Here is a 19,612-nt window from a genome sequence, read left to right on the forward strand (position 1 = left end):
TAAATTTGATATTTAACTATATGATTTTTTTATATCACACGACAACTATCCTAACATAGGGGGAGTCCAATTGATACTTTGCAGCTAGATTACAATTTTGTTGATTCATTTTCACTAATGTATTTGCTAGGAACAAAATCAGCTAACCATACCTTATCATTTCCTTGATAGAATTTTACTCCTTCACCCCAAGCTTGTTTTGCATTGATTACAAGAAGTATAGGCTGGTTATCATGTCTCTTTCCTACTTGTAGTGCTGTATCAACATCAATTGATAGATGAACATATTGCCTGCTTCTTGGTAGTAGTCCATTCTCTATTATTGATTCTAAAAATCTTCTAGCTGTTCCATGGTACAGAACCCCAGGTGGCTCCTCATTCTCTTTTGTGGCACAGAGTGACCATATAGAGCTCTAATCCTTCCTGATAGTATTTCATGACGCTTTTTCTCTGAACCTTCATCAAATCTGCTTCCGTTACATTACTCCCTCGATTATCTTCCCTTAATGAAGTTAGGAATTGTTCAACATCTACCCATCCATTCTCATCAAGTTCCAATTCATATTCCCATGGTGCATGTCGTAGTGCATATGATATCTCTTTACTTAATTCCAAATAGTTTATTGAAATCATCCTCCTTTTTATGCTATTTATTGTATTCTATCATTTCATGAACCGCTTCTTCTAACCATTGCCAAAAATCTTCAAATTCTTTTCTTTGCTCATAGCCTTCTGAAGCAAAATCATGCACTATTTGAACTTTTTCTCCTTTACCTATTTCAAAGCAAGCTATATCATCATTGTCATCTCTTCTAGCAAATGGTATTAGTTTTCTATTTGGATATCTTTGTTTAAGTCCTTCAATCCTTCGCAATACCTGACTTTCATCCATCATATACCACAAGTCAAAATCCACTAAATTTAATTCAACTGCTTTGATGAATGATTGAGGATATTGAAACCCCTCTATTGCCAGCTTTTCTTTTGATATTATTATACTCATTGTTATTTACCTATCCTTTCCATAGTATCCGCACCAAAAGGATTATTATTTCTAAATGATGCGTTCTGCTTTCCAATTCTTAATTCAATTGCCTCTCCCCACGTAGTTGGAACACCCTTTTTAGTTGTAAATCTCTCAATTAGACTTTCTGGGAGAAGTTCATTCGCATCATGTATATTAGCCTAAACTTTTATTCCAGCTTCTCTTGCAGCAACTACTCTTGTATTGTCTATCGTAGTTAACTTTCCGTCACTCATCCTTATAACATCAATCGGGTCACCCTTCCAAGCATTAGTCTTCATACTTTGAATTATTTCTTCTGCACCATTTACGGAACTCTGACTAAATCTAATTTCATTTGCATTTACAGAAACAGCATTACTTACCCCCTTAGTAGTAGCATTATTTGCAAACTGAATTTCTTTATTTGGACTACATTTTGTAGCAAATCCACTTGGATCATAGTAATTTACTGGATTATTTCGACAGTAGGCATATAAGTTTAGTCCATCCCCTCTATAGGTATCTTCTTGTGTAAATCTACCTATGATAGGGTTATAATATCTTGCTCTTAGGTAATACTGCTGGGTTACATGATCATATTGCTGTCCTGTGTAAGTAATTCGATTTGAAATTTTTTCTTCTTTTTTTAGTATAGCGCCAAAGGCATCATACTGGTATTCATTTTGTACGTTTTCTTCTTGGTCTGTTATATAAACGGTGCTTCCTTGTTCATCTTGTTGGTAATAATAAGTTTTATTCTATACCTCTTAGAATAATTTTTCATTTGCTTTATATTTTCTAAGGTCCTAAAAAAGTACTTAAATATGCTACTACTATAATAGCTATCCCTATAAATAAAGAAATACAATAGTTTCTTAAGAGAATAATAAACTTCACACTTTCTTCTGAACCAATATAATTTATTAATGTAGGTATCATTGGGGCTAAAAACATAAATATTAAACTTCCTTTATAGTAATTAATTCTCCAATGCATAACCCATATACTATATAAAAGAATCGAACTTATAGCTATTTGTTTATATTTTATTGATATGCAAATATAAACAAATATACTAAATACACTAATCGTAAAGGCTAAAGTAACATCTGCTAAATAAAATTCATATACTCCAAAAAAAAATTTGTCCCTCACAAAAATAATTAGAAAAATAATCCACAGCATAAGTATGTATGCACTTTTTTTCATAATTTCTTTGTTCATATAACACCTCTTTTAAATATAGATTTATATCAATATTATTTATGATCCATTTCTTCTATCCAATCATCTTTCATTGATCGTAAATCAAAAATATATAAACTCACTAACTCTTTTTCTTCTTCAGTTTTAATAGTTTCTATCTTACTTAATTTCTTTAAGTCTTCATATATTCCAGCCAAATAGGAATATTCATCCTCATATTTTGCCCTTTCTTTTATCTCAACTATTAATTTACCTAATTTTTCTATTTGCTCTTTTTTCTCCTCTTTTTTCAATTCTGCTAAAACTGCTTGAGTATCTGAAAAGTCAATATCTCTTACAATTTCTATATAATCTGCTTTAAAATCTTTGATTAAATCCTTATATTCATAGACTTCATTATAATTAGGCTTAAGTGAAACTATACAAATCAACACTATTACTATTAATAAAATCATAGCGAACCTTTTCTTTTTCATCTTTCCTCCTGAAGTTATATACCAATTACATGTATACGAATTTTTAATAAATGATATAGCCTTTATTTTCTATTTGTATTTTTTTACATACTCAACATAAGTTAGCATATCTTTCAATGATTTATCATAATTCACATTCATTTCTTTTATATTCTTCACATACTCTACCATAATTTTTTTAGATTTTTTTCAATTTCCATATATAAAATTTCTTCTTGTATTTTATCTAATTTCTTAATAAATCTTTCTCGTGCAGATTTAGTATGTAAAAGATATTTATATGGTGAATCGCTTATCTCATTAGATACATTTCGTTTTTGCTCTACTTCATCCGAAAAATCTGGTAATATATATTCAATATTTCCTATAGCATCTGGTGACGGTGTATTATAATCTATAATAAAATTGCTTACATAATTAACAGCATCTATTCTAGGATCTACTGTACGCATTTTTTGAGTCTCACTTTGTGCATTTCCTAAACTCTATATAACCTGTTCTGAATTTGAAAGTTCATCATAACTATCCTTCTTCATTTTAGATGCTACATAACTATCCTTATATAAATAATCATAACTATATGTATTCAGTGGTTCTAATCCAGTATTTTCTTTGAAAGATAGTTTCTATCTCTTTTGCTTTTTTTTGTAAAAAAGACTGCCTATATTTATTGCAATCTTAAATCATAATTCACTAATATTTTTTCTATGTCTACTACCTTTAAATTTTCAATACTACCTTATTTAAAGAATATAGATAAATCTCAACATACATATCGATTGTCATATATAAACTTTAAAATATCATATGTCAAATCTGCCTTTATATCTTCACTAATGCTTAATTTTTAAAAAATCTTCATACTAAATTCTTGCTCTTTATTATTCATTGCTCTTTGAGCAAATACTAATACTAGATGTATAATGCATAAAAAGAAAAGAGGACTTAGACATTATAAGTAAGATAAAATTAATTTTATTATTTCATAAAGCTTATCCCCTAGTGTCAAAGTATTCCATCCTTCAACGGAATTTACAATAGCCACTAAAATAGCTATTGCACACAGAAATAAATATATGCATACACAAATGCTTGTAAAAATAACTGTTCCTATTATTTTTTTCCTTTTATAATATTTATCTATCTCACTTGTATCTTTATTTTTTTTCTCTAGCCATAATTCAACATTCAATTCTGTTTTAGGAAGCAGTTTCAAATCTACTACTGTATTGGTACCCTTTAGATAAGATATTTCTATTCTATCTTCCTTTTTTAGCTCTTTACACATAGGTACATAAAAACATTCAAATACACAAACTCCTCTTGGTATACCTTTTCTTGTTCTCTTAGGTGCTTTCATTTCATCCATTCGACGATTATGCTCGATTATGCTTTGCTTATACTCATTATCACAACGTAGTTCTACACGTTTAATTCTATAAAATCGTATCTTCTCAATCAACCAATCCTCTGTATTGAATATTCTTTTTGAATGATAAACAGAAAGTATATAAAATACTTCTTTCTCAATTTTTTAAAGAAGATATCATGTAAATATTTGTAATATCCCTCAGCATAAATCCAACTTATCGTTATAGTTGTTGCTACTATTAATGTTAAGAGTTTTGCAATCCTATCCCCTGTAACTGTACATCCAAGGAAGACTGACACCATAATAGGTATTATTCCTGTCAACATATAATAATTAACTACTATATTACATTTTCTATAGAGTTTCCATCTGCTCATATTCACATTTATATACTCCTCGTATAATATATTTAAAGTTAAAAATTTTCATCTATCGACTTGGATATTGAGTCCTATTCCTAGATAATAGAAGTATGGAATAAGGATCTATCTGGATTAAGGCTGTTCTCTCCTGCAGCAAGACTGCATTTAAAGACTGTCTCCCAGCCAACAGGTGTACTGCAAACTCACAAGCTGTATCTCTTGCCTATCATACCGAATGTTAGTAGCTTCGGGCAGCTTATGATTGACAAATATTGAATACTCATACGCGAGGTTGTTGCCATCCGGTTGGTAACTAGGGATAGGTTTCAGTATCCAAGCCGTTCCAAATTCATAGAAAGGAGGTCCTCTCCATGAAATTATTTGTTGGTATTGATGTTAGTTCTGAAAAACTTGATACTTGTTTTCTCACCAGTGAAGATCAAATTTTACTAGAAGTTTCTCTACCCAATAATGTTGTTGGTGCTAGTAAAATCAAAGAACATATTAGCCATTTCGCTGATCTAATTCGGTATGATCGTATTATAATCGGTATGGAAGCAACTTCTATTTACAGCTTTCATCCTTCAACTTTCCTATCAGAAGACTCTGAGCTTAAGTCTTTAGGAGTCGAAGTTGTTGTTATGAATCCTAAGGCTATACATCGGTTTAAAGGCCTATTTGAAGAAGATAAAACCGATAAAATAGATGCTTATCGTATTGCTGACTTTCTTCGCTTTGATCGTTTCAATACTTCCTTGATTAAAGAAGAGCAATATATGGCTTTACAAAGATTAACTAGATCACGTTACCAGCTCATTGGTCAATTGACTGAAATGAAGCAACATTTTTTAGAAAATATTTATTACAAGTGTAATACCCTCACTAAAGAAATTGATACATCTGTCTTTGGTGCAACCATGATGGACTTAGTAACCGACTCTATGACTCTTGAAGACATCGCCAATATGTCTTTAGAGGATTTAGCTGCTATTTTACAAGAAAAAGGCCGTGGTCGATTTAGCAATCCTGAAAAGCTTGCGAAATCACTTTCAAAAGCCATTAGAGACTCTTATCGACTAGGAAAAGTCATGCAGAATTCAGTCGATGTTATTTTGGCTTCATATGCTATGATGATTAAAACCATAAAAAAACAGATCAAAGAACTTGATAAAGCAATTCAGCAATTATTTGAAATTTTACCTGAATCCAAATCATTGCTTAGCATTCCAGGCATTGGACCTGTTTATGCTGCTGGCATAATAGCCGAAATTGGTCAAATTCAACGCTTCGAAAATGAAGCCAAAATTGCCAAATATGCAGGTCTTTACTGGAAGCGAAAACAATCTGGTAATTTTGAATCTGAAAGAACTACAATGACTAAAACGGGAAATCATTACCTTCGCTATTACTTGATTGAAGCTGCCAATTCACTTATGCGAAATGAACCCGTTTATAGAGAATACTATCTCAAGAAATATCATGAAGTTCCTAAGCATCAACATAAAAGAGCTCTCGTCCTTACTGCAAGAAAATTTGTGCGCATGGTGGATGTGCTGCTACGCAATCACCAACTTTATACACCAGAAAGGAGTGTATAATATCGAATAATATTCGATGCGCAATCCTTTCGTTTTAATCCTAATTTACCTTAGGTTTATTAAGTGCTGACTTTTTTAGAAAATATTATTGTAAGTTTAATCAAAACCTATCTTTTTCTATCTTGACTTATTACCACAAGTCTTTATAAAAAATTTAAATTATTTTTTAAAATATAATTAAGGTCACTAGTGTTCAAATTTTAGATAATATTACTATTGACTTTTATATTATCTAGGATCTTTTATAAAAGGATATAGTATTTTACTATAAGGTATATATTTCCATATAAATTAGGCGCACTTATCCTTAGAAGCGTTAGCTTATTTGTTTTTTAATGAATTTCATCGTACTCATGATTTTAAAATGGATATTATATCCATTTATTGAACACTAGTGTAATCATTTATAATTTTACACTTTTTTCATAAAATAAATGGTAAATATTATCATAGAGTGTCTTCTATCGTAGATAAATATGTCTACCTTGTAATGTACTCAAAATATAGTAACCATACCAAATAAATCCACTTTATCTGTATTCTTCATTTATCAAGAATAGTAGATTCTAAGATAGTTTGTAGAATTTAGCCACTCTATCTGAATGAGTAAGTCATAAAGAATATAGCCATTCAAAATATATTTGTTATGTTACAAAAAAAACCATGACACATATCATGGCTTTTTAACAATCTTCTATCCTTGAAACACTGGATTTAAATTTATTATAATGGAGCTCCATTTCAGATATACCATCTTCAAAGGTAATATAAATTTTTAGTCTTATATTCAAGTGTACATCTCACATTTTGAGGTACTATTTTTGTACCAATCATAATAGTAACTTGGGATTTATGATAAAAGATTATCGTCTTATCAAATCCTCTTTCAAATTGATACAGATGAAAAGTAATAGGTGGAATCTCTTCTTCATCTTTTAGGCGAAGAAAATATCCATCTAATTTACCCGTAAACATTTTTTGTGGTCCATTCTTTTTTCTATATAAAATAAAGCCTATTTAACCCAATTTCATGGAATAATACTACATATATTTTAAAAAATAGTGCTTTAATCTTCTACTGTCAATAAAGGAAGATTAAAGCACTACTCCATTATTTCTTTTTCATCATCATAATCGTAACATCATCTACATTATTTGTTTTATCCTGTTTTTGAAATTTTTCTAATAATTTTGTCATAAATAAATCTGGATCATTAAGTAAATCATCTACATTTTCAGATGCATAATCATATACAAGATTAAAATCTCCTATAGTCATTTCTTTTTCTTGTTCAAAATTACATAAATGATCCATATACTGTTCTAATACATATTCCTTCTCCATATTGATTTCTACATATTCTGTATCTAGATCTATATCTAGAATATTATTATTTTTTTGTTCTTTTTTCTCTAAATTATATAGACCATCTGTATAAACTAATAGTACATCATCCTTTTGGATGGATACCTGTCCCTTATTGTATTGAATATCATCAAAGATTCCCATCAATCTACCATTTAATTTCAATAGTTTGCATTCTTTATCCTTTGAATGAATAATTATAGGATATGGATGTCCTGCATTAGCATAGGTTAGTACATTATCTTTAATCACTCCTATAAAAGCTGAAAAAGATAAATCAATTTGATCATCTGTCATATTACAAAAGGTCCTATTCATTTCCTCTAAAACTTGATTTGGATCTTTTCCATATTTTACAATACCATTAAATAATGCTTTCACCATAGTAGATACCATAGCAGCTGCTACTCCACGCCCCTTTATATCTGCAACAACAAACCAAAATTCATCTTCTAATTCAACATAATCATATAAATCTCCACCCACTTCATCACAAGATGTATAATTAATGTATGTATCTATTAGAGTAAAATTTTTCGTTCCTTTTATTAAATATTTTTGTAGCATGGTAGCAATTTTTAATTCTTCTTGTATTTTTTTATTTATTTTTTTCAAAGACTTTTTCTGCTCATAATATTTAAGTGCATTGATGGCTTTTAAGGGTATAATGACTTCCATTTGATCTGGAGTTATAGGTTTTGTAAAATAATCCGTAGCTCCTAATTCTAAGGTTTTTTTAATACTATCCATATCTGTAATAGCTGAATTTACAATGACAGGAATATCTTTATATCTATCTTGTTTTTTCATTTCTCCTAAAACTTCATACCCATCTTTAATAGGCATCATTAAATCCAAAATAACCAAATCAATGTCTTCCTTCTTTAACATATCAATAGCCTCTTGTCCATTTTCCGCATCATAAAAAGAAAAATGTCCTGTCGTATTGGATAATACTTTCCTCATCAGCTTTCTATTTAACATCACATCGTCTACGATCAATATATTATAATTCATTATTACCCTCCTTCACCACTAAGCTTCTATAAAATTTTATTTCAATTTATAATTTTCTTTTCATTCGATATTTAATAATATTTTACCCCACTTTATTTTTCTAAACAAGATCAATCTTTCAGTTATTTCTTTTTATATAGTATCGATTACTTTTGAAACAGTTTCTAGCAGCTCACTTCTTCTATAGGGTTTTGTCACATAACCTGCAAATTCATCTTGAATATCTACTCCTACTGGAATAGAGCTTGCCAAAACCGTGTGGATATTTTTAGTAAAAGATAGTGCTTTCAATACAGACAAAACATTATATTCATGCATATGAGCTATTTGATCATCCATCAAAACTACATCGTAGATACAATGCATATCATTATTAGAAATCAATTTGTTTAAAGCCTCTGTGATACTATACACTTCTTCTACAATACAACCTGCTTCTTCTAAATATATTTTAGCAATTTCACTATTTCTAGTATGATGATCTACAATGAGTATTCTTTTATTTTGAAGCAATACATACTCTTTATGATCTGATATATCTTCATCTATATACTTATAAAAAGGTACAGTACATTCAAACTTTGAACCCTTACCTTCTGTACTTTCTACCTCAATGCTTCCATTCATCATTTCTGTTAATTCTTTACATATAAAAAGACCTAATCCATTGCCCCCAAATCTTCGTGTAGAAGATTCATCTTCTTGGGCAAAAGGTTCAAATAATTTATCCATAATTTTATTAGAAATACCAATGCCAGTATCTTCAATTTTAAATTTGATATATACCATGTCCTCTTTTTCATCTTTTAAACTCACATCTACATATACCTCTCCTTGTTCTGTAAATTTCACAGCATTATTCACAAGATTATAAATGATCTGTTTAAGCCTTATAGGATCTCCTTTTACAATACATGGTATATCTGATTGAATAAATAAGCCTATTTCAATTCCCTTTCTTTTTGCTTCTATAGAAAAAGGTTTTATTGTAGATTCTATTAATTCAATCGTATGAAAATAAGTTTCTTCTAATTTTAGGTTTCCTTGTTGAATTTTAGAAATATCTACAATGTCATCAATGACTTTTAATAAACTTTGTGCAGATGTTTTTATAATTTCAACATATTCCCTTTGTTCTTCATTTAAAGGTGAATTTCCTAACATTTGAGCAAAACCAATAATTGCATTCATAGGTGTTCTGATTTCATGAGATACATTACGAATACATTGTGTTTTAATGTGAAAAACACCTTTTTTACTTTTTTCTTCTAATGAATAGATAGGTTGATTTATATTATTAATCATCAATCATTCACATCCTAATCACTTAAACTATAAATCTAAATAATGATTATATATGGATACCTCAAAATTTTATCATCTAGTATTTTGCACCCTACCCCCCTTATCTCTATAGTATAAAATGAAATCATTTCTCTTGAAATCATCTTTTTATAGATAAATATATTATATACTATGTAAATGCTTCATTACACAAATTTTATTTTACAATCTAATATACCTATAGTCTTTTGTTCGACAGTCCTTTATAAACATGCTAATATAATAATATAAAAATAAGGAGTGATTGTATGTCTCTTAATCATAAAAAAATATTTTGGGTTGGATTACTTTTTATTTTACTTAGTTATTTTTTATTTACTATTCCTAAAAATCCATCTTTTTTTGATCATACTTATGATACAAAACAAAAAGATATCATTCCAAAACCTGAAGATAAAGCTTTGTCATTTTTAATTAAAAAAATGTCTGGACCTGAATTTTCTATATACACAAACTATACAAATGAAGAAAGTCATAACAAAATCATTCCTACTGGAAAAGATATATTATCTGAATCTCAAGGATTATTTTTATTATATTTATTCAATAGAAATAATCAAAATGATTTTGACACCTGTCTTAAATGGACACATAATCATTTGTATCTTGATGAAGGCATATTTTCTTGGGTTCAACGAAAATCTTCTCAAAAAGAACATGTCAATGCACTCATTGATGATATGCGTATTTTAAGATCTATTATATTGGCATCAGAAAAATGGGGAGATTCTTATTTGCCTTATGCCAAATGTATTTCTAAAAGCATTTTAACCTACAATGCTAAAGGAAACGACCTTATAGATTTTTATGATATCCATAACAAGTCTAAAGGAAATATTCTCACTTTATCTTACATAGATTTATACACTATGAAAAAATCTATATCCCTTCATTCTAAATGGAAAGATTTTTATGATACTTCTTATGAAATTTTAACAAAAGGAAAAATGAACAATACAGGGCTTTATCAATATCAATATAATATCCATGAAAAAAAATATATGACTCCTGATTCTATCAGTTTAATACAATCTGTATATTCAATGCTTCATCTAGCAGAAGCAGGGTCTATAGATAAAGAAGGGATCAATTGGTTATGGAAAGAATACAAAAAGTATGGAGTATTATATGCTGATTATTCCTCTATCAGTTTACAGCCTATCTCTCAGACAGAATCTACAGCACTTTATGCTTTGACTGCAAGGTTATTTCATTTAGCAGGTAAAAACAATCAATCTCAAATATTTTTAAAAGAGTGTGAAAAATTCCAAGTAAAAGATCATAACTCTCCTATTTGTGGAAGCTTTGGCAATCCTAAAAACAATCAAGTATACTCTTTTGACAACTTACAATATCTTTTGTCTTCCTCTACTATTTATAAAAATGCTACAAAAGAATAGACTGTGATGAATCTATTCTTTTGTAGCCATTCAATCTTTACTTTCTCTTATTTTTATACAAATACAAAATGAGTGAACTACACATAAGTATTACAACTGCTCCTGAAAATAATACATATTGACGAAGATTTTGATTTTTTATAGGTTCAGATTCTAATATAGGCTTTTTCTCTTCTTTTTGAAATCTAAAAGAAGTCACTTCTCCATTTTGACTAATTATTGCTGCATCTCCTATTAATTTTCCCCTTTTATCATCTTCAAAGTAAATCATAGCATCTATAAGAGAAGTCTCATTCAAAGATGTGATTGTCATCAATCCCTTTTCTTTGTTATAAGGTGAAGACTTTAACTCTATAAATGTAGAATTTTTCCCCACATCTGATAAAAGATCTATTTTTTCATTTGAAAGCACTCTTTGGTAAGCAGGATCATATGAAAACCATAAATATTTATTAACCTCTTTTATAGCAGAATTATGATAAGGTGTACCCCATAAAATTAAATTGTCTTTATAATATTTTTCCTTCAACTCAGATCCTTTTATCATTCTAATGATTCCATTATTATTTTTTACACCTATACCTATCATTTCTGCTATCTTTCCTGCTGTTTCTATATCTTCTTTGGAAGGATCATCTCCTACCACTATTGTGGTTGTATCTATATCATCATTTTTAGAAAAAGGACTTGGTAAATTTTCCAATAATAAAAGACTTCTTTCTTGCTTTGGAAAAAATAAATTAGAATCTTCTTTAATATATGCCCATGGAACACTATGTAAATATCTTTCACAAGTGATTATTCCACTAGGAATTAAATCAAATGCAACTTGAATATCATAATAATAACTATGACGGAGCTCTTTAGGAATATATACTGTTATTTCATCTAATTCTCTTTTTTCTTTTTCTAACTTTTTACTTCCTACAGGTTTCCCATTTACATATATAGAAACCATGGATTTTTCATAATCAATATTATCTGAATAACTCATTTTTAAATGAATATTTGCTTTATCTGCCAGTACTTCATTAAATGGAATATGTACCCCAATATTTGTAATTTGATGATTGATTCCTTTGATTTCAATTCCATTTATTCCTAGTTCTTTCAAATCAATTCTATCATCTTTCTTTATTCCTTTTATATTTGTAGGAAAGTCTGGTGAGGTGGATACATATCTTTTATTCATTTGGTTTTTTAATTCTTGATTGTTTAATGATTTTACAGCATTTATAAGACTTTCTCCATGATCTGATACAATCATCAACACAGGTTTTTTACTTTCTGTTAAATTGTCTCTATAGATATTTGCATGATTTGTATGAATGTTTTTCCCATTATTGATCATATACTTCAAATTCTCTGGTATGTCATGAAAATTTCCTATATAAATGACACTTTCAAAATCTGTCCCTTGTGCATCTGCACTTCTTAACAAAGTTGTTTTTACATCGTATCCTTTTTTATATTCTTTCATATAAGCTATCAATGTTAAAGCAGAAGCCATCTCTTGTTGTGTATATTCATTGGGAATAATCACTCCTATTCCACTAGACTCCTCTTCATATTTTCCTATGAAAGGTTTCGGAAAATCAGAAATAGCGTTGTGAATTTCTTTTATACTATAATTCATTACATAATTTGTATTTTTATCAATCACTACCCAATTTGCTATATTTTTATCATCTGCACAAGGTAAATCAGATATCCTAGAATAGGTACGCAACTTTAACTCATTATATCCTTTATGAATAAGCTCCTTTGGAATTTGAATAGACCAGTTTTTTATAAGTTCATTATCTTTTTCCTTAAGCTTGCCAGAATAAACTGGAACATCATTCATATAAATAGTCATATAAGAAATATCTTTTCTAATAAATTGATTCAGCCTTGTAAATAAATTAAATTGAAAATTTTGTATTTCAAGTTCCTCATCTACATCAAAATACCACTTGCTTTCTCCCAAAACACCCCTAAGTTCTATATCCTTTTGTAAATTATAAGTGTATTCTAATAAACCTTCATTATTTTTTATAATTTGAATCTGTTTTTGTTCTTGTGCCCCTACAGATATACAGCTTATAAAAAATATACATATTGCTATAAAAATCATTGTATTTTTATAAAAGTATTTTTTCATATGATCCTCCATCAAAATTTTAAAATCGTTCTGTTTTGTACCATTTTGTTTCTCGACTGAATAATAAATCTTTAATAAAGCTTATCAATCCTATTAAAGCAACAAATGTCCATAATTTACAATAGGTAAAATACATGATCAAGACCACAAAAAAGTTTAAAAAATTTAATTCTCCTTTTTCAATGGAACTTGAAATTTGTACAGATAATACAAAAAGAATATAAGCCATAAACCATAACAACATACTATATCCAACAATATAAGTTTGAATAAAGCCACCTAGGCTTAAAATAAATATAAAATCTGAAATGACTGCTGCTGCAAAGAAAAAAATATAAATAGATAAAAAATACAACAAGTCAAATCTTATAGGTCCTGCCTGTCTATCAAATAAATATTTGAAGTTTTTAAACATTACATAATAATTTCCCTTGACCCATCTTTTCCTTTGCTTTAACCAAACAGATATAGTTTCAGGCTCTTGTTCCCATGAAGTAGAATACGGACAAAATCTTATATAATATCCCATTTTATATATCCTAAAGCTAATTTCTGTATCCTCTGTAATAGCCTTTGTATCCCATCCTCCTATTTCTTCTAAAATACTTCTTCTAATGATAAAATTTGTTCCTGGTATGGTACAAAGTTTAAATAACTGCCATCTTCCAGCTTGAGCCATCCACTGAAAATAAATTCCCTCTAAATTAATAAATCTTGTTAATAAATTTCTATTCTTATTTCTACATCTAAATTTTCCAATAACAGCTCCAGCCTTATGATCTTTTGTAATATCATATACCAATTCTTTAAGCGCATTTTTTTCTGGAGTATTATCTGCATCATAAATAGCAATAAATTCTCCCTTGCTTTGATTCAATCCTATATTGAGTGCATTAGACTTTCCTTTTCCTCCTATTTGATTGTCTGTATGGATAATGGTCAACAATCTGTCCAAATTTTTTTCTTGAATCCTTGTCAAAATATCGGCAGAATTATCATTAGAATTATCATTGATAATAATGATCTCATATCGATCATGAGGATAGTCTAAATTCAAAAGAGACTGAACTGTTTTTTTGATAACCTTTCCTTCATTATGAGCTGGAACCAATATAGATACAAAAGGATATTCACAAAGGACTCTTTCCTTCTTATACTGATAATGCTTTAAATAATGTACAAATCCACTAGTTACCAAAACCATATTCACAAGAATAACAATCCATATTGCAAAAAGAGATCCTACTAATAAATAATCATATATATTTTGAAGCATTCTACACCAACCTTATTTTTTAAAAAATTTCTTCATATCAAATCTTCTCCCTATGAATATTTGAATGAATAATACAACAATCATTAAAGAAGCTATTATGATACCCAACTTTACAAATTTTGATAAATCATATCCTTTGATATTCTTTTCTTTATTTAAATTTTGTCCTTGTATTTTTTTCATTTCTTCTGCTTTAAATTTTTCAAGAAGTGTTTGATCACTTTTATCGTCTACAACCTTTTCTTCATTCAAAGAATTAAATTTCTTCAATTGATCATCAAACGCCTTTATTTCAAAATCTTCAACCCATAACTCTTGTACATATAAAACCTTTAAAAATCTATTAAGTTCTTGGATATTGTCATTCACATCTACATACATACATTGATTTTGCTTTTTATTTTTATAAGAAAAGATATCAAATTCTCTTATATCTTGTCCCTTTATAAATATATATGGATTGAGTTTCTTTGATATTTTTAGCAAATCCAAGCTGCTGTTTACTTTTGTTTGTCGCTCTGTTATCATTATAAAAGGTAACTGCAGGCCTTGAAATACCTGTATATTGGAAAATAACTGATCTTCACTCATTCGTACTCCTATGATTTGTATTCCTCTGTTTCTATACTCTTTTACTGCTCTTTCAAATCCATCTCTAGGATCTAAGTTATAAGTTCCTTCTTCATGAAAAATAGGATAATGAATAAAAAAGCTACCTCCTTGTTTTTCAACATACTTTAAGACTTCAATAAATTTATCATATGATTCAAATTGATAATTTTCATAAACAGGCATAATCGTGCAAATAAATCGAATTCCTTTATCATGTAAATTTTTTGCTACCTTCATCAACTCATTTAAATCTGAAAATGGATATACCTTATCAATCATAATCCATATACTACTATTTTCTAATTGATGATCATCTAAGATGTTTTCTTTGATAAAAACACCTTTTTCTTTGAAATAATTTGTAATTTTTCCAAATTCTTCTTTTGAAAATTCTGATTTTTTGATATAAAGTTGATCTCCTTGGTGTATGCTTACCTCTTTGTATTGATTGGCTTGAACCAATAAAACATTTTTTTCACAAGATTTCAACTGTATATATTCTGAAAGTATAGGACTCTTCTCTTGTCCATAAAGATATAAATTTTTATAGATAATAATCATCCTTGATGGGTCTGTTTCATAACATACCCCTATTGAAGTAAATAAAAACATATATATCATGCAGAAAATAATTCCCTTTAAAAAAATCCTTCTATTTTTAAACATCGTATTCCATATCCTTTTGGGCCATTTTAAAAAATTCATATGGATTATGAATGATCTCTTCATCATATGAAGCTGTTCCTATTATAACTTCAAGGTTAATTTTGTTAATGAACGTTTCTTCTTTAAAATCTATTTTCTTTATTTGCTCTCTTAATCGATTTTCAACTTGTCTATCTCCATCTTGATTGGATAAAAATAAAATGCCAAATAAATTCATATCCCTTAATATATATTTTTTATCCTCTTCTCTTAAAATATGATCAATAAGCTTAGATAATTGATGAATGATTTTATTGTATTGACTTTCTCCTAATATTTTTATAACCTCTTTTTCATATTTGATTTGAATAAGCATTAAATAAGTCTTTACTTTATATCTCTTACTAATATTCATATATGCTTGTATATCATTGAAAAAAGATTGAGAACTTCTTAACCCTGTTTCTCGGTCAATCATTACAAGATCTTGGTTTTCTTTTTTTAGCTTATAATTTTCATCTTGTATTTCTTTTATAAGCTTCCCCTTATAAGCAAAGAATATAGTACTTATTGGAAGAAATACACTCCAAAAATAGATACTCGATTCAATAGAAAATGACTTGTATATATTTAAAAATATATAAGCACTGGCATAAAAAAAATCAAACAAAATAGCATACAATATTGCTGCTGTCATATTTGTATAGTATCCAATCAACATTCCGATCATAACAAATAATAATACAAATATATTAATAGGATTTTGGTTTAATCCTCCATATGAAAAAATTATAATCAATATAAAAAACATAGTAATCATAATGGTATCTAATAAATCAATCTTTTTTCCTAAATTAGAATTAAATTTTTTTTCCATTTTTCCCTCCTGCTCTCTATTCAAAACCATGCTCATCTGATAAATTGAATATGGATAAAAGAACTATCAAATTACAATAAAATAATATATCTAAAGATACAGTAGTCATAAATAAATGCTTTTTTAAATCTGTATCTCCTGCACCAATTAAAGATACTAATATTTGTGAAAAACCTGTAAAAAATACATAAATCATCACTATTTCATAATAATACATTATTTTAGAAGTACTATTTACTTTATATTGAAAAATACGATATACATTTAAGCTTATACAAACTACCAAAAACATAAAAATCAATCCTGGTGAATGAGGGATATAATTTTCTTTCCATTCACTCCAAAGAGAAAAAAAACTGGTTTTTTCTCCAAATTCTCTTCCTGCACTTTTTTCAAAATTACCCAAAACCTCTGGACGAATTGTAAAGCTATTTTTACATCCAAGCTTTATAATTTTCATAAAAGCACTAGGATTTGTAAAGTAATATAATGTGACAGTAGCCAAGTTGTAATTCTTATAAAAATCATCCATCAATTTTTCATCCTTTGGATGAATCATAGGTGTAGCATCAAAATATATAGTTTCCGCTAACAAAGAATATTGTTTATTAAGCCCCACTCTTTGGGTAACTTCTTCTACATTTGGTTCAAATAACATGACTCCTCTAGTAATCATATGATATTTATTAATCAAATAAATATTTTCATCAATAACCATATACATTAGTACTGTAGATATGAATAATCCTGCTGCTAATCCAAAGGATACTATTTTTTTGTATCTTTTCATTTTGAAAAATAATAAGCTTGCAAGTAATAAAAAAGATAATATTCCATTCACAGCAAATTGATTTTTAGAACCCATAAACATAAAACTTCCTAAAAAATAAATCACCAAATATCTAATTTTTATATCTTTTTCTAGAGAAAATTTAAGCAAAGACGATATAGATACCATATAAAAAGGATATGCTATGGCTTCCCCATAAAAACTATTAAAATACGAGGTATATCCTATATCTCCAAAAATGATCACTGCTAGGAAAGCTAAAAAATATTGTGCTCTTTTTTTATAGATTACTTTTTCTACAAATTCTACAATCCAATATAAGCTTAAAGCTAAAACCATTAAGCACAAAAATGCTTGAAATCTCATATCAAATTTTTTATCATGTGTAAAAAAATCATCTATTTTGATAGCTAATTGAATCATCATACTATGAGTAGATTTTATTTTTCCTTTTAATTCATTATAATATTGAAGCTTATCATATTGGTTTGTAAAATATCCAAAAACATTAACATCTCTATCTTCTTCATGTTTTAGATCATTTGCAGCCATAATTCTAAAGAAATCTCCATTATCAGCAATTCCTATCAACGGTTCAAAAAAAAGAGCATATCCAGATATGATGATTAACAGAACAACAGCCACTATGGAAGGTCTCATTATTTTTTTGATCATGAATCTTTTTCTCCTACTTTCTTTTTTTGAAAAACAACCCACTCACTCAATCCATAGTTGAGTATGATAACGATTACATTTGTAAAAAACTTTACTCCATATGGGTTTAATCCTATTTGTGCAATTAAACCAAATAATAATATACTTTCTAATACTAATGTAAAAATCCTACATCCTAAAAATTTACTAAACTCGATTAGCATATTTTGTTGTTGACTTTGCTCTTGAAATACCCATCTTTTATTGGTAATATAAGCAAATAATACAGATAAAATAAACGCAATTCCATTACTCCATAAATAATACATTCCTATTTTGATACACAAGCTATAAACAACAATATTAATACCCGTTGTCATCATTCCTAATATTAAATAATTGATCATTTTTTTGTTCTTCATTATAGCTTTCGACAAAATACAGCGGTCTATTTTTTGATTCATTAAACACTCTCCCTAAATATTCTCCTATGACACCTAAAATAATAAATTGTATACCTCCTAAAAATAATATTAAACTGACTAATGATGGATACCCTGCAACAGGATCTCCAAACAATAAAGTTTTGATAATAATATAGATCATATACACAAATGAAAAGGTAGCCATCATAAAACCTATGATAGTACTCACTCTAAGTGGTGCTGCACTAAAAGAAACAATCCCCTCTATAGCCAACTCCATTAATTTATAATAATTCCATTTCGTCTCTCCAGCTATTCTTGGATCTCTATCAAATAATATCTCTTTTTTATAAAATCCAATCCAGCTAAAAAATCCTTTGGTATATCTATGATGTTCTTTTATTTTTTTAATTGCTTCTACAGCTCTTTTGCTTAGCAATCTAAAATCTCCTGTATCCTCCTGAATCTCAACTTTTGATAATCTTTGTAGTATTCGATAAAACCAATAAGAAGTTTTTTTCTTAAACCAACTCTCCCCTGCTCGACTTCTTCTTTTGGCATACACATCATCATATCCCTGCTCCCAATAATGAATCATTTGAGGGATTAATTCAGGTGGGTCTTGAAGGTCTGCATCCATAATAATGACAGCATCTCCTATAGCATAGTCAAAACCTGCCGCCATAGCAATTTCTTTTCCATAATTTCTAGATAAATTTAAATAGGATACACGAAAATCTTGCTCTCTTAATTTATGCATCATCTTTAAAGAATCATCTTTACTTCCATCATTAATAAAAAGTATTTCATAATCATAATGAATTGTCTTTAATACTTCTTTTAATCTATCGTATAAAACAAATAAAGTTTCCTCTTCGTTATATACAGGTATAAGAATAGATATTTTTTGATCCATAAAATATACCCCTTTAATCAAATTTTTATAATATCCTTTATATTATTTTAGCATATCTTACAGCAATAGTCCTAGTCTTGTTCATATATCTACACAAAAAAGCTTCAGCACTATGCTGAAGCTCAGA

19 protein-coding genes and 1 pseudogene are annotated in these 19,612 nt (G+C 28.4%); 2 read left to right on the forward strand and 18 right to left on the reverse strand.

The window, feature by feature from the left end; translation table 11 throughout:
• Positions 1–89: 89 nt before the first annotated feature.
• The 8 genes and pseudogenes from BN2409_RS17730 to BN2409_RS13935 all read right to left on the reverse strand — a co-directional run bounded on the left by BN2409_RS17730 (position 90) and on the right by BN2409_RS13935 (position 4,048).
• Complete coding sequence (locus BN2409_RS17730) at positions 90–407, reverse strand: RNA 2'-phosphotransferase (RefSeq protein WP_330375506.1); 318 nt, start codon at positions 405–407, stop codon at positions 90–92.
• Positions 376–633 (reverse strand): RNA 2'-phosphotransferase, encoded by a 258-nt coding sequence (locus tag BN2409_RS17735; RefSeq protein ID WP_330375468.1) that lies wholly within the window; start codon positions 631–633, stop codon positions 376–378. The genes BN2409_RS17730 and BN2409_RS17735 overlap by 32 nt, the downstream gene beginning before the upstream one ends.
• Positions 634–646: 13 nt before the next feature.
• A complete protein-coding gene (locus tag BN2409_RS13910) occupies positions 647–1,003 on the reverse strand; it encodes a hypothetical protein (RefSeq protein WP_053957214.1) in 357 nt (118 codons plus the stop codon).
• 461 nt (positions 1,004–1,464) lie between these two features.
• Positions 1,465–1,749: pseudogene (locus BN2409_RS17855) on the reverse strand (RHS repeat-associated core domain-containing protein); the annotation flags it as partial.
• A 55-nt stretch (positions 1,750–1,804) separates the two neighbouring features.
• Entirely contained in the window at positions 1,805–2,230 is a 426-nt protein-coding gene (locus tag BN2409_RS13920) for a hypothetical protein (RefSeq protein WP_053957215.1), read from the reverse strand.
• A 35-nt stretch (positions 2,231–2,265) separates the two neighbouring features.
• Positions 2,266–2,688: a hypothetical protein gene (locus tag BN2409_RS13925; RefSeq protein WP_053957216.1), complete on the reverse strand. Its 423-nt coding sequence runs from the start codon at positions 2,686–2,688 to the stop codon at positions 2,266–2,268.
• A gap of 164 nt (positions 2,689–2,852) precedes the next feature.
• Entirely contained in the window at positions 2,853–3,140 is a 288-nt protein-coding gene (locus BN2409_RS13930) for a hypothetical protein (protein WP_053957217.1), read from the reverse strand.
• A 500-nt stretch (positions 3,141–3,640) separates the two neighbouring features.
• On the reverse strand, positions 3,641–4,048 hold the full coding sequence (locus BN2409_RS13935) for a hypothetical protein (RefSeq protein ID WP_207642567.1): 408 nt from the start codon (positions 4,046–4,048) through the stop codon (positions 3,641–3,643).
• A gap of 745 nt (positions 4,049–4,793) precedes the next feature.
• On the opposite strand from BN2409_RS13935, the gene BN2409_RS13945 reads away from it, so the two are divergent.
• Positions 4,794–6,020, forward strand: coding sequence for an IS110 family RNA-guided transposase (locus BN2409_RS13945; RefSeq protein WP_053957220.1), 1,227 nt, complete (start codon positions 4,794–4,796; stop codon positions 6,018–6,020).
• Between the two features lie 756 nt (positions 6,021–6,776).
• Here the strand turns inward: BN2409_RS13945 and BN2409_RS13950 are convergent.
• The 3 genes from BN2409_RS13950 to BN2409_RS13960 form a co-directional block, all read right to left on the reverse strand.
• Positions 6,777–6,995, reverse strand: coding sequence for a hypothetical protein (locus tag BN2409_RS13950; RefSeq protein WP_053957221.1), 219 nt, complete (start codon positions 6,993–6,995; stop codon positions 6,777–6,779).
• 136 nt (positions 6,996–7,131) lie between these two features.
• Positions 7,132–8,403 carry a PP2C family protein-serine/threonine phosphatase gene (locus BN2409_RS13955; protein WP_053957222.1) on the reverse strand — a complete coding sequence of 424 codons (1,272 nt, stop codon included), beginning with the start codon at positions 8,401–8,403 and terminating at the stop codon, positions 7,132–7,134.
• A gap of 132 nt (positions 8,404–8,535) precedes the next feature.
• Positions 8,536–9,708, reverse strand: coding sequence for an ATP-binding response regulator (locus BN2409_RS13960; RefSeq protein ID WP_199873040.1), 1,173 nt, complete (start codon positions 9,706–9,708; stop codon positions 8,536–8,538).
• 287 nt (positions 9,709–9,995) lie between these two features.
• On the opposite strand from BN2409_RS13960, the gene BN2409_RS13965 reads away from it, so the two are divergent.
• Positions 9,996–11,147, forward strand: coding sequence for a glycosyl hydrolase family 8 (locus BN2409_RS13965; RefSeq protein WP_053957224.1), 1,152 nt, complete (start codon positions 9,996–9,998; stop codon positions 11,145–11,147).
• Positions 11,148–11,184: 37 nt separating this feature from the next.
• Here the strand turns inward: BN2409_RS13965 and BN2409_RS13970 are convergent, their stop codons facing one another.
• The 7 genes from BN2409_RS13970 to BN2409_RS14000 are packed head-to-tail and all read right to left on the reverse strand — an operon-like array spanning position 11,185 to position 19,485.
• Positions 11,185–13,290 carry a cellulose biosynthesis cyclic di-GMP-binding regulatory protein BcsB gene (locus BN2409_RS13970; protein ID WP_053957225.1) on the reverse strand — a complete coding sequence of 702 codons (2,106 nt, stop codon included), beginning with the start codon at positions 13,288–13,290 and terminating at the stop codon, positions 11,185–11,187.
• A gap of 19 nt (positions 13,291–13,309) precedes the next feature.
• A complete protein-coding gene (locus BN2409_RS13975; protein WP_053957226.1) occupies positions 13,310–14,566 on the reverse strand; it encodes a glycosyltransferase family 2 protein in 1,257 nt (418 codons plus the stop codon).
• Positions 14,567–14,578: 12 nt separating this feature from the next.
• Positions 14,579–15,790, reverse strand: a complete 1,212-nt coding sequence (locus tag BN2409_RS13980) for a DUF2334 domain-containing protein (RefSeq protein WP_207642568.1) — start codon at positions 15,788–15,790, stop codon at positions 14,579–14,581.
• Between the two features lie 46 nt (positions 15,791–15,836).
• The gene (locus BN2409_RS13985) at positions 15,837–16,700 is read right to left on the reverse strand and encodes a diguanylate cyclase domain-containing protein (protein WP_053957228.1); all 864 of its coding nucleotides are present in this window, start codon (positions 16,698–16,700) and stop codon (positions 15,837–15,839) included.
• Between the two features lie 16 nt (positions 16,701–16,716).
• On the reverse strand, positions 16,717–18,165 hold the full coding sequence (wsfD, locus tag BN2409_RS13990) for a glycan biosynthesis hexose transferase WsfD (protein ID WP_053957229.1): 1,449 nt from the start codon (positions 18,163–18,165) through the stop codon (positions 16,717–16,719).
• Positions 18,162–18,566 (reverse strand): GtrA family protein, encoded by a 405-nt coding sequence (locus tag BN2409_RS13995; RefSeq protein ID WP_207642569.1) that lies wholly within the window; start codon positions 18,564–18,566, stop codon positions 18,162–18,164. Before BN2409_RS13995 ends, wsfD begins: the two co-directional genes overlap by 4 nt.
• Entirely contained in the window at positions 18,508–19,485 is a 978-nt protein-coding gene (locus BN2409_RS14000) for a glycosyltransferase family 2 protein (RefSeq protein WP_053957231.1), read from the reverse strand. The genes BN2409_RS13995 and BN2409_RS14000 overlap by 59 nt, the downstream gene beginning before the upstream one ends.
• Positions 19,486–19,612 lie beyond the last annotated feature (127 nt).

The organism is Inediibacterium massiliense, assembly GCF_001282725.1.
Classification (GTDB): Bacteria; Bacillota; Clostridia; order Peptostreptococcales; family Thermotaleaceae; genus Anaerophilus; species Anaerophilus massiliensis.